Below are 11,936 nucleotides of genomic sequence, written 5' to 3' on the forward strand. Positions count from 1 at the left end.
TGATCCCGTTCCTGTGCTCAGTGTCGCATTGTCGGGGCTGGAGGTTGCATGTTCAAGATGCTTCGTGATTAGGGGAGCGGGACAGGCTGCGAAAAAAATGGAATAATACGCTATATTCTTAGATCAACGTAAAAGCATTGGAGTCGCCGGGCATGAAGCTGCAGCAACTGCGCTATATCTGGGAAGTGGCACACCATGACCTGAACGTTTCCGCCACGGCTGCCGAGCTGTTCACCTCGCAGCCCGGGATCTCCAAGCAGATCCGGATGCTGGAGGATGAGCTCGGGGTCGAGATCTTTGCCCGCTCGGGCAAGCACCTGACCCGGATTACGCCCGCGGGTGAGAGCATCATCCGCGAGGCGGGCGAGATCCTGCGCCGTGCCGATGGTATCAAGCGTATTGCCCAGGAGTTCAGTGACCAGAACCGGGGTGAGCTGCGGATCGCGACAACCCACACCCAGGCCCGCTATGCGCTCCCGAAGCTGATCCGCGAGTTCATGGCTGAATACCCGGAAGTGACGCTGCACATGAACCAGGGCACGCCCTGGCAGATCTCCGAGATGGCGGCGAACGGGGTGGTGGACTTCGCGATCTGCACCGAGGCCCTGGACCAGTTCCATGACCTGATCATGATGCCGGGTTATCGCTGGAACCGCTGCGCCGTGGTGCCGAAGGACCATCCACTGGCCGAGTTGAAGACCCTGACACTGGAGGAGCTGGCCAAGTACCCGCTGGTGACTTACGTGCAGGGATTCACCGGTCGGTCACGGTTGGATCAGGCCTTTGAGAGCGTGGGGCTGACACCCAAGGTGGTGTTCACGGCTTCGGATGCGGACGTGATCAAGACCTATGTGCGCCTGGGCCTGGGCGTGGGGATTGTAGCCCACATGGCCCACGACCCGGAGGTGGACACGGATCTGGTGGCGCTGGACGCCCAGCACCTGTTTGAGCCCAGCATCACCCGCATCGCCTTCCGCAAGGGCACCTTCCTGCGCGCCTACATGGTTGATTTCATCCAGAGGTTCGCGCCCCACCTTAGTCGGGATCTCATTGAGGCCGCTGCCCAGAGGACCTCCCAGGTGGAGCTGGATGAACTCTTTGAGGATGTGGTGCTGCCCAGCTACTGAGTGGGGGTCACTCAGCGCTGGAACTGGCGATCACGTTGCCGGCGTGCAGACCGCATTCCTTCTTGGTGGCCTCTTCCCACCACCAGCGGCCCTCGCGTTCGTGCTGGCCCGGGAGGATCGCCCGGGTGCAGGGCTCACAGCCAATGCTTACAAAGCCACGGTCGTGCAGCTCGTTATAGGGCACTTCCATGGCACGGATGTAGTCCCAGACGTCCTTTGAAGACCAGTTGGCCATGGGGTTGAACTTCACCAGCGGCCCATTGCGCCCCTCGAAGGATGTATCCTGCTGGACCACGGGTACATCGTTGCGGGTATCCGGGCTCTGGTCCTTGCGCTGCCCGGTGATCCAGGCATCGAGGCCCGACAGCTTGCGCCGAAGTGGCTCGACCTTGCGGATGCCGCAGCACTCCTCGTGGCCGTCCTCGTAGAAGCTGAACAGACCCTTCCTGTTGACCAGGTCCTGAACCGCCTGTGCATCCGGGAACAGGATCTCGAGGTCGAGTTCGTACGCCTGCCGCACCTTTTCCACGAACCGGTACGTTTCCGGGTGCAGGCGGCCGGTGTCCAGAGTGAAGACACTGAAGGGTTTTTTAAGGCTGTGCGCCATGGCGATCAGGGCCACGTCCTCGGCGCCGCTGAAGGAGATCGCGATATTGTCGAACTGCTCCAGTGCGGTTTTGATGATTTTCCGGGGCGAGGCGTCCGCCAGCTCGCTGTTGAGACTGTCGATGTCCATCAATGGAGTTCCGTGATCGGCGGTGAATTCAGCACCATCAATTCTAACATCCGGGACGCCTTATTACCCGTGCATTCGGTTCAGGCTTTATTTATGATGACGCTCCCAAAAAACAATACTGGCAAGGGCACAGGGTAAAAGGAGGCGTTGTGGAGCTGGCCTGTCTGGATCTGGAAGGGGTTCTGATCCCGGAAATATGGATTGCGTTTGCCGAGAAAACCGGGATACCGGAACTCAAGGCCACGACGCGGGACGTGCCGGACTATGACCAGTTGATGCAGCAGCGGCTGGCGCTGCTGGACCAGCACGGCTACGGACTCCCGGAGATCCGAGAAGTCATCGGGGAGCTGGAACCCCTCCCTGGTGCCCGGGAATTCCTGGAATGGCTGCGCCGGCATTTCCAGGTGGTGATTCTTTCGGACACCTTCTATGAGTTCGCCATGCCCCTGATGGAGAAACTCAGCTATCCGACGCTGCTCTGCCACCAGCTGAGTGTGGGCGAAGACGGCACTATTCTGGATTACCATCTGCGCCAGCCGGATCCCAAGCGCCAGGCGGTGCGTGCCTTCCAGCTGCTCAACATGAAGTGCATCGCAACGGGCGATTCCTACAACGACACCACCATGCTGGCCCAGGCTGAAGCAGGGATCCTGTTCCACGCGCCGGAGAATGTCATCCGGGAATTCCCCCAGTTCCCGGCCGTGCATGACTACGAGAGCCTGAAACAGGCCTTTCTCAACGCCAGTACCGCCCAGCACGATTGAGCTCCCCTGTAGGAGCCTGCCCCGCAGGCGATCTCTGATGCACGGAATATGGATCGCCTGCAGGCAGGCTCCTAAAGCTTCGTGAGGACGTCCATGAGCAGCTGGATCTTGGTGATCGACTCCTGGTACTCCGCCTCGGGCTCTGAGTCCGCCACGATCCCACCACCGCCGAAACAGGTGATCTCCCCGTCCCGGCACTCCAGTGTCCTTATGGCGATGGTGCTGTCGAAGCCGTTGCACGGGGTCCAGTGGAAGAAACTGCCGCAGTAGACGCCACGGGGTTCTTCCTCCAGTTCCCGGATGACCTCCATGGCACGGCGCTTTGGGGCGCCGGTGATCGAGCCGCCGGGAAAGGCGCTGAGCAGCAGGTCCAGTGGTGAAAGTCCGGGAGCCAGCTCGCCAGTGATGCAGGAGACCAGGTGGTGCACATTGGTGAAGGTTTCCAGGGCGAAGAGTGGTTCGGCCCGGACTGAGCCAATGCGGCAGCAGCGGCCCAGGTCATTGCGCAGAAGGTCCACGATCATCAGGTTCTCGGCCCGGTCCTTGGGGCTTGTAAGCAGCGCCTCCGCCAGCTTCCGGTCCTCCTCGGGGGTGCTGCCACGACCCCGGGTGCCCTTGATGGGGCGGGTCTCCACCTGTCCCCGCCTTACCTTCAGGAACCGCTCCGGAGACAGGCTCAGGATGCGGTTGACGCCGGTATCGAAGTAGGTTGAGCAGGGACCGGGGTTGGCCCTGTGGAGTGCCTGGAAGGCGTGGATGGGGTGGCCCTCATAGTGTGCCTGGAACGGTTGGGCGTAGTTGACCTGGTAGACGTCACCGGCGTGGATGTAGTCATGGATCCGCTGGATGCACTCCATGTAGTCCGCACGGGACTGGAGCGCCGCAAATCCCGATGTCAGGTGGAAACCGGGTTTGTGCGCGGCGTGATGTGCACCCATGAGCGCGTTCAGGCGCCCGTGGATGTATTGCCGGCGCCCTGGTGGGCAGTCCCTGTGGATGCGCAGCTCCATTGCGCCGGTTTCCGGGCGGTACAGGATCAGCCAGTCATACTCGTTGACCTGTATGAGCGGGCTGGGCGAGGGCCTGCGCGTCGGCAGTTCCATTTCGCCATCGCCATAACTCACAAATCCGAGCTTCAGCGGGAGCCAACCGGCACTATCTTCGGGCGCCTGCCGCGCCCGCTGGCTGAGTCCGGCGGTGTGGTCGGCGCACTGATAACAGGTCTCCCGGAATCGGGGCAGGGCGGTCATGACCCTTATCGGCGCGGGCTCATGCGTTGCGCCGGGCACATCAAACAGGCAGAAGCCGGGGTCATCCGCAAGGGACTGTGCCAGCGCCGACCAGCTCAGCTGTGACAGGACGTGAGTCGATTCCATGGCGATTCCAGTGAAAAGCATCACAGTTTAACCGTTCAGTACTCGGGATGTGACCCCGTGAAGGTCGCGTCTGCGGTGCTGTGAGGCACAATTGGCCCGATTGGTACGGCTAACGTCTGGAGGTTATATCATGTTTCGAACGCTGCTCTGTGCTCTCATCATCTGTGCCCTGGTTCCTTCCGCTGCGCTGGGCCAGGAGGGCGGAGAGGCCCTGGAGGAGAAGGGTGCCAAGGAAATGGCGTTTGGCCAGCTTTCGGAAAAGCAGCAGAAGCTGGTTGTCGGAATGCTGAAAAAGCTCTTCAAGGAAGGCAAGGTCAAGGCTGAGGAAAGCATCCGGGAGAATGGCAGTTTTGTGCCCTATGGCTACGTCTCGAACCATCAGGGCAAGGGCCAGTTCCTGCACATCAACCCGGAGCAGAAGCTGAAGGCTGAAGTTGCAGCCCATGCTGTCCAGAAGACGATCATCACCAACGCGCTCCGGGGGAATCTGGCAGCCAGCGGTCTCTTCATGACCATGGCGCTGCCGGAAGGGCTCAAGGAAAAAACCCAGAAGCAGCTGGAGGAATCCATCAAAGGGGACCGGGGTATCGATGACGTACGGTTCCTGATGGTTGAACTGCAGCATCTTGGTGGCCTTGGCCTGCTCATGTCCGTTCCTTACTGGCAGAACAGTGAGGACGGATGGGTCTTCGGGGAGCCCGTGTCCCAGCAGATCGAGCCGGAACTCCAGATGGCGGTCAAGCAGATGATGCGCAAGGCGGCACAGCGCCAGAGCAATGGATAAAAGGCCTTTCCCTTGGATTATCAGGTCATTATGACGGCCACCTCCCGGTGGCCGTTTTTGTTAAATGTCTGACCGAATGTTAATAGAATCACAATTCAGGTTTTCCTCCTGCCACTGCTCATCACCTGTGAACCTGTTCACTCTATGATCTGATTGTCTGACCTAGAATCACAATTGCCCGGTCAGAAATGACCGGCAATAAAAATAAACGAAGCAATCAAAGAATCTCTAAGGAGAACAATCATGAAAGGCCTGAATAAACTTGCACTGGCAACAGCTGTTGCCGCAGCACCGTTCGCCGCACAGGCGGAACTGACGGCCATGTCCGATCAGGCGATGGGCGACACCACTGGCCAGGCCGGTGTCACCATCGAGCTGAACACCCAGGTCAGCATGGACCAGATCCAATACAGCCAGAGCACTGACAGCGCCGCTACAGGCTCCCTGCTGGTCAACAACCTGTCCATCGGTGGCATGGACTCCGGTGGTCCGTTTGGTGAAGGGCTTGATGTCGCCATCAATGTTGACCTGCCCAGCGGCCAGACCGCGGAAGACAGCCTGTCGGATTTCGGATCGAAAGCGGGTTCCGATGCGGGTCTTGGTGGTCAGGATCTGACACTGAATGATGGTGATGCCCTGATTTCCGTGCAGAGCTACAAGACGGATGCGGATGGCGATGCCGTGCCGGTGGACATGAACCTCAACGTTGGTGGCACCGCCAATAATGCTCTCCAGCTTGAGTCCTCCGATGGCGATTCCTCCGCCACACTGGTTTCCTCCATTGATATGGATGTGTTCCTGAGCCAGTTGGACATCATTGCCCGCACTGACAACGTGGTTGGTGGTGACAGTTCTTCCGGCTCACTGGAAATCGAAGCCGGCTTCGCCATTGATAACCTCAATGCCGAGTTCGACGTGGCTGCTGTTGGCCTGGAAGGCATGCGCATGGCCGGCGCCGGCTCGCTGCCTGTCCTGAAAGGCGCAGCCAAGGGCAATGGTGACGTGCTGGGCGGTGGCGCTGCCATCGTGAGCATGGACATTGGCCAGGGTCAGGCGCTCAGCGGCACTGGTACTGCCAACGGTGAAACGCTCCGCGTCAATCTGGATAACTTCCAGGCTGACGTCTGGATGCCGACCATCAATGTTGGTGGCGGTGACGGCACTACTGCCAGCGTAGGCTCTGTTGGCATCAGCAACCTGCAGGTGAGCAACACCCAGATGGCCATCTACGGTCGCGAATAAAACGACCCGTAAGGCTGAAAAAAGCCACCCTTCGGGGTGGCTTTTCTGTTTTCGGCCGTCTCCCGCAAACATCCATAAGCCCGTTTTGGGAATTCATCCTCATCAAATCCTGCGCCTTTTGGGTAAAGTCCGTGAAAGGGCATCGCAAAGGCACTGGGTCTGAAGATGGTGATTCGGTGCGGCTGGTACTGGAGTTCTGAAAATGGCACGCAAGCAGAAAAAACAGACGGTTGGTAAGAGCCGCAAGGCATCCGCCAAAGCATCTCGGGGAAACAGTAATGGGCGTATTGCGGAACCGGCAGCACTGTCGCAAGCGCGGTCAAGGCTCCAGAATACTTCCAACCCGGCTGAAGTGACCGCAGCCGCCAGACAGATACTTGCAATCGATCCGGCAGACCCCGAAGGGTGGCGTTGGCTGGGTGAAGCCCAGCTTAGCAACCAGAAACTGGGCGACGCGGTCGTCAGCTTTTCCCGGGCATGTCGTATCGAGCCGAACAACGAAACCCTCATCGAGCGTTACGTCGGACTGGCACTCCGGCAGGGTAGCTACCTGGATGCGCTCAACGCGACCCGTCACTGGGTGACGATCGCGGAGGAAAAGCCTCTGACAGCGAAAAAGCTCCTGTCAGGGCTCTATGGTCTACTTGGCAAGGAAGAGCTCAGCTGTCAGTGGGGTCTGCAGGCGGCCTTCCGACAGCCAGTAGCCAAGGCGCAGGCTTCCGGAAAAGAACAGCTGCGGATACTGATTCTGGGGACAGTTGGCTGTGCCCCCTATCACTATGACCCAACGACCGGGCAGCTCACGGTCAGTGAGGGCCATAACAATCTGATGCATATGATTGACACGGGGGCGGCTACGCTGACCTCCCTCAGTGTGGATGTGATCGATGACTGTCCTGAGGTACTGGATGACCTGCCTGACGTTGATGTTGTTTACAACAGCATTACCGATGCGGGTCGCTGCCAGGAAGGCCTCAGGAATGCGAGCAGGGTATGCCGGAAACTCAGTGCTCCGGTGATCAATGCGCCAGCGGAGGTGCTGCGCACCACGCGGGAGGAGAATGCGCAGCGCTTGGGGCAGTGCGAAGGTATCCTCATGCCGCGGAGCGTTTCCCTGGGCCGTGTCCAGGGAGATATCAGTGACCGGGTCCAGGCTGCCATCCGGGATAACGGACTCCGGGCCCCGGTAATCGTGCGGCCATCCGGCTTCCAGAACGGCAAGCACATGTACCGTATTGATGACCCTGAATCCACGCCGGTCAGGATCACGGACGAAGCCGAGGTCTACGTTCTCCAGTACCACGATGTGACCTTCACGGACCCACGTGCCAAAGGCCATCGCTTCCATCCCAAGTACCGGGCTTTCATGGTCGACGGCAAGCTTTACCCTGCACACCTGCGGATGGGCCATGACGGGGACTGGAACGTTCACGGGGAGGAAACCCGCAAATCCTTCCGCAGTTTCCCCTGGCTCTATGACATGGAGCAGGACTTCATCGAGGATCCGGCGGCGCACTTTCAGCCGGGTGTCTGGGAAAACCTTGAGACAGCACTCCGGACGCTCGATCTGGAGTATTTCGGGGTGGACTTCGCGGTCTGCACGGAAGCGGAGGATTACGGAAAAGTCGTCATCTTCGAGACCAATGCCAGCATGCGAAGCTTCCTGCGCCAGACTTACCAGAACACACCTGAAAATGACGCGGCGCTCGAGATCATCATGGCGGCGCATCGGATGTTCTGCGCTCGTGCCGGCGTTCCGGAGTGGGACTTCAACCCACCGAAAGGGCTTGAGGGGCCGGCCCAGGAACATGGCTTTGAGGCGGATCCGGCCAATCCTGTTGCCAGGCATGTGCTTTTCAGTGGCGAGCTCCAGGGGCACGGCTTCCGGGAGTGGCTCCGGCATGAGCTCCACAAGCATAACCTGAAAGGTTGGCTCAGGAATCTCTCTGACGGTCGTGTGGAGGCCGTTGTTGCCGGAAGCGAGGCGGCGGTTAGCCATCTGCTCTCAGACCCCAAAGGGCCGGAAGAAGCCACCATCGAGAATGTGGAGGCTGTCGACTGGAAGGGGGCGGTTCCACAGAAAATCCGTGTCCGGGATATGGTCGCGGAGCCTGAGAGCGTGGCTGCTGAGACGGCAGAGGCGTAGCGGCGCGCTGTGAGGGGGAATCATGGCGAATCTTGATCCGGACGATGTCGGCTCCCTCAGCCGGTTCTTCCATGAAGCGCTGGAAGCCGGACTGGATCATTACCGGGGGCTTGAAGAGGCGCCTGTCTGGCAGCCGCCCGCCGAGCAGGCATTGCGTGCATTTACGGGGCCGGCACCAAGCCAGGGTCAACCCCTTGACCAGCTCCTGGATCATTTCAGGGATCATCTGATCCCCTATACCAACGGCAACCTCCACCCCGGTTTCTTCGGTTGGGTGCATGGGGGTGGCAATCTCTATGGCGCCCTGGGTGAGCTCTGCGCCGCCCTGCTGAACAATAACCTCGGTGGCCGGAACCATATTGCCCATGCGGTTGAGGGCCAGGTGGTCCAGTGGAGTCGGGAACTGTTCGGGTTTCCGCAGCAGAGTACCGGGCTGCTGGTCAGTGGTACCTCGATGGCCTCGGTTATTGCGCTTGCGGTTGCCCGGCAATGGGCTCTGGGCGAAGAGGTTAAAAGGCAGGGAGTCCAGGGAAAAGGACCGGTTCTGGTGGGCTATTGCTCAACGCAGACGCATGGGGCGCTGGTCAAAGCCTTCCAGTTGCTCGGTCTGGGCAGCGAGTCATTAAGAAGGGTGCCCGTCCGGGATGACCACTCGCTGGATACGGCGGCGTTGCGCGAATCCATCCGGAATGATCGTCGTGCCGGCCTGAAGCCGTTCGCGGTTATCGGGACGGTCTGCACCGTGAACACCGGCGCCATTGATGACCTGGCGGGGATCGCTGATATCTGCGAAGAGGAACAGCTCTGGTTCCACGTGGATGCTGCGTTCGGTGCCGCACTGGCGCTGCTTGAGGAGTACGCGGATGATCTGGCCGGTCTCGACCGGGCGGACTCGGTGGGCTTTGACTTCCACAAATGGTTCCAGGTGCCTTACGCGGTCGGAGGTGTGCTTGTGCGCGATGCCCAGGCGCACCGGAGTACGTTCTCGGAGCCTGTCGAATATCTCGAAACCCAGCCCATCGGTCTCGAGGCAGGTGCGCCCTGGCCCTGTGACCTGGGACCTGAGCTGTCACGTGGCTTTCTGGCCCTCAAGGTCTGGTTCACCTTCCAGGGGGTAGGGCTTGAAAGCATGGCGGCCAGTGTCAGAAAGCACTGCCGCCTGGCGCGAGAGCTGGCAATGCGTGTTAGCGCCGCTGAGGACCTGGAATGCCTGGCGCCGGTCAGCAGCAATATTGTCTGCCTGCGGTATCGGCCTTCTTCAGATCATGCCACCGGGGTCTGTTCAGAGCATTATCTGGATGCGCTCAACCGGGCTATCGTGACGCAGCTGCAGCTTCAGGGGGTTTCCGCTCCCTCCACCACAACACTCAATGGATGCCTCGCAATCCGCGTGGCCATTGTGAACCACAGAACGGAGTGGAAGCATCTCGAGCAGCTGCTCCACCATACCCGGCGCATCGGGGAGTGCCTGGATCAGCGCTATCCGACGCTCCTGAACCCGACGCACTGGCACTTCATGCAGGGCGGTGACGGCCGGCTCATCGTGGATCCGGTGACCGGGCTCAACCGCTACGGCTGTTCACCGGCCCCCCGCGACCATGCATTCACATTCGCGTCGTCGACGGCGTCGTCGGTTTCCCGTCAGGCTTACGAAGCGGCCGACCACTACCGACAGCAGCTGCTGCACGACCTGCTTGCCGCCGGCCCGTCAGAGATCGTTCCGGATTGTTTCCGTAAGCTTGAGCATCAAATGATGGGTCTTCTGGGGCTGAACGACCTTGAAGCGTCAGCCTTTCTCGTGCCTTCCGGGACCGATGCCCAGCTCCTGTCGGTGGGCGTAACCGCCAGTGATTCCTCAGCTTCCTGGGTCAGTGTCGTCTGTGGCGCGGATGAGACAGGGTCCGGTACCCCTGAGTCAGTGACCGGCCGGCATTTCGACAGCGAGACCTGTCTGGGCGTGCCCGTCACCCGGGGCGAACGGCTTGCCGGCATGGCGCCCATTGGTTACCGGGCGATTGATATCCATGGCGAGACCGGTCGGGGTCGTTCATCCACGGAAATGGATGCGGCCATAGAGGATTGTGTGGCCTCACTGGTCAGCGAGGGCCATTCGGTCATCCTGCACGCGATGGAGCAATCCAAGCTGGGCCGGTGGTGTCCGTCACGGGAGGTCATGGACCGTCTCAGGGAACGTTTTGACGGCCGTCTTCAGATCATTGTGGATGCCTGTCAGTTGCGGACGGATCCAGAGGATCTGCGGACCCATCTGGAGCAGGGCGATATTCTGTTGCTGACCGGCTCAAAATTCTTTACCGGCCCGCCGTTCAGTGGCGCTGCCATTTTTCCCAAACAGGTTGGGCGACGGCTGACCAATGATAGGGGGGGGCTGCCTGAAGGGCTTTCTGATTACATAACGTCTGATGCCCTGGGGAGCTGGCAGCCCATGGTGGCGTGCGCACGGCCGGCTCTCCAGACCGGGGTTCTTCTGCGCTGGCGCGCGGCGCTGGCTGAAATGGAGCGCTATTACGCGGTGCCGGAACGCATCAGGGTTGATGGGTTGAACCGGTTCAGTGAACAGGTGGTAAGCCTACTCCGCGAGCATCCATTGGTTGAGCCCCTCTTTGCACCGGATGAGGACTGGTGGGCCAGGAATGATTTTGCGGGGCGGGAGCTGTCGAACCGTCGCAGCATTTTTCCGTTTCTGGTGAAGGCCTCACAGGGAGGTGGTTATCTGGATGCGGGCCAGACCAGGAGACTGTATGAGCTCCTGAATCAGGAACTGGACAGGGACAGTCTGGAGCCACTTGGTGAGGCTATGCGCAGGGCCGCAGGGCAGTGCTGTCATATCGGCCAGCCGGTTCCGTTGAAGGGGATCAGCAGCGCCGCCCTGCGGATCAGCATGGGCGCGCGGATTATTTCGGACAGTTATGCGGCCGGAGGGTCTTTCGAGGATCATCTGGAAGGGGAGGTGCGTCAGATCCGGATGATCCTCGACAAGATCGAACTGTGCGTCAGCCAGACACTTCTCTGAAGCGCAGGCCCGGCTTACTGCTGGGGCACATCAATCGAAAGATCAAAGCCGCCCCCGGCCCTGGGGGTCAGCTTGACCGGCCCTTCATCAATTCCCCTGGGCAGATCAATGGCGCCCACGCCCGGCGGATTGTTGCCCATTGAGAAGTTCAGGGTGTCACCATCAAAACTGAGACCAAGCTGACCGTTTTCATAGCTGCGAGTGAAGGGGCCCTCGGGGATATCCGGGGTGCCGTAACCTGGAATCACCGGCTGCGGCAGGCTGGTATCGATCTGGGGCTGCAACCCCTGAAGCTGGTCCGCGGGGGAAGTCAGCGCCTGGCGGATGAACTCCTGCTCCGCAAAGTTCTGGGCCTGCTCAAGGCTTTCCATACGGTGGCGCTGCATGTCCATCACGGTCTGCGTTTCGTCTGCCTCGGTGCGGATGGGTTCGCCAGGGCGGACCAGTGCCCGGATGGCTCGTGCCCGGGTCTCCTCAATAGTACGCGTCTGGCGATCACGGCGGGGAGAGACCACAATGGCGGAGTCCTGAATGTAGGTTTCAACCATTTCATCCTGGGACAGGCTGCGTACACCATCTGCGAGCGCACTGCCGGCCATCAGCCCTGCACCCAGTGCGGTAACGGTAAGAATTGGTCTCAAAGCCATGGTCGTATGCCCCTGCTCGTAAGCTGATTGTTCACCAATCAGTATTTGATGTTTGACAGCTTATTGCAATAGTGATTAGTGCC

At 60.1% G+C, this 11,936-nt stretch carries 9 protein-coding genes; 6 read left to right on the forward strand and 3 right to left on the reverse strand.

Going from position 1 to position 11,936, the window contains the following annotated elements; translation table 11 throughout:
- The first annotated feature begins 152 nt into the window (after positions 1 to 152).
- Complete coding sequence (gene cysB, locus GLW01_RS11885) at positions 153 to 1,127, forward strand: HTH-type transcriptional regulator CysB (RefSeq protein WP_151440477.1); 975 nt, start codon at positions 153 to 155, stop codon at positions 1,125 to 1,127.
- 7 nt (positions 1,128 to 1,134) lie between these two features.
- Here cysB and GLW01_RS11890 read toward each other — a convergent pair whose 3' ends face one another.
- Positions 1,135 to 1,863, reverse strand: a complete 729-nt coding sequence (locus GLW01_RS11890) for a phosphoadenylyl-sulfate reductase (RefSeq protein WP_192497314.1) — start codon at positions 1,861 to 1,863, stop codon at positions 1,135 to 1,137.
- A 149-nt stretch (positions 1,864 to 2,012) separates the two neighbouring features.
- Between GLW01_RS11890 and thrH the strand changes: the two genes are divergently transcribed.
- The gene (thrH, locus tag GLW01_RS11895; protein WP_160899188.1) at positions 2,013 to 2,627 is read left to right on the forward strand and encodes a bifunctional phosphoserine phosphatase/homoserine phosphotransferase ThrH; all 615 of its coding nucleotides are present in this window, start codon (positions 2,013 to 2,015) and stop codon (positions 2,625 to 2,627) included.
- A gap of 71 nt (positions 2,628 to 2,698) precedes the next feature.
- On the opposite strand, the gene pabB is transcribed toward thrH, so the two are convergent.
- Positions 2,699 to 4,003 carry an aminodeoxychorismate synthase component I gene (gene pabB, locus GLW01_RS11900; protein ID WP_202405699.1) on the reverse strand — a complete coding sequence of 435 codons (1,305 nt, stop codon included), beginning with the start codon at positions 4,001 to 4,003 and terminating at the stop codon, positions 2,699 to 2,701.
- Between the two features lie 130 nt (positions 4,004 to 4,133).
- Here pabB and GLW01_RS11905 point away from each other — a divergent pair, with 130 nt between their 5' ends.
- From GLW01_RS11905 to GLW01_RS11920, 4 genes are all read left to right on the forward strand, one after another.
- Positions 4,134 to 4,787 (forward strand): hypothetical protein, encoded by a 654-nt coding sequence (locus GLW01_RS11905; RefSeq protein ID WP_151439646.1) that lies wholly within the window; start codon positions 4,134 to 4,136, stop codon positions 4,785 to 4,787.
- A 243-nt stretch (positions 4,788 to 5,030) separates the two neighbouring features.
- The gene (locus GLW01_RS11910) at positions 5,031 to 6,029 is read left to right on the forward strand and encodes a DUF6160 family protein (protein WP_160899189.1); all 999 of its coding nucleotides are present in this window, start codon (positions 5,031 to 5,033) and stop codon (positions 6,027 to 6,029) included.
- A 202-nt stretch (positions 6,030 to 6,231) separates the two neighbouring features.
- Complete coding sequence (locus GLW01_RS15535) at positions 6,232 to 8,175, forward strand: acylphosphatase (RefSeq protein ID WP_202405700.1); 1,944 nt, start codon at positions 6,232 to 6,234, stop codon at positions 8,173 to 8,175.
- 22 nt (positions 8,176 to 8,197) lie between these two features.
- Positions 8,198 to 11,206: a pyridoxal phosphate-dependent decarboxylase family protein gene (locus GLW01_RS11920; RefSeq protein ID WP_160899190.1), complete on the forward strand. Its 3,009-nt coding sequence runs from the start codon at positions 8,198 to 8,200 to the stop codon at positions 11,204 to 11,206.
- A 14-nt stretch (positions 11,207 to 11,220) separates the two neighbouring features.
- On the opposite strand, the gene GLW01_RS11925 is transcribed toward GLW01_RS11920, so the two are convergent.
- On the reverse strand, positions 11,221 to 11,853 hold the full coding sequence (locus GLW01_RS11925) for a hypothetical protein (RefSeq protein ID WP_202405701.1): 633 nt from the start codon (positions 11,851 to 11,853) through the stop codon (positions 11,221 to 11,223).
- Positions 11,854 to 11,936 lie beyond the last annotated feature (83 nt).

Origin of the sequence: Vreelandella halophila (assembly GCF_009856365.1) — a bacterium.
Taxonomy (GTDB): domain Bacteria; phylum Pseudomonadota; class Gammaproteobacteria; order Pseudomonadales; family Oleiphilaceae; genus Halospina; species Halospina utahensis_B.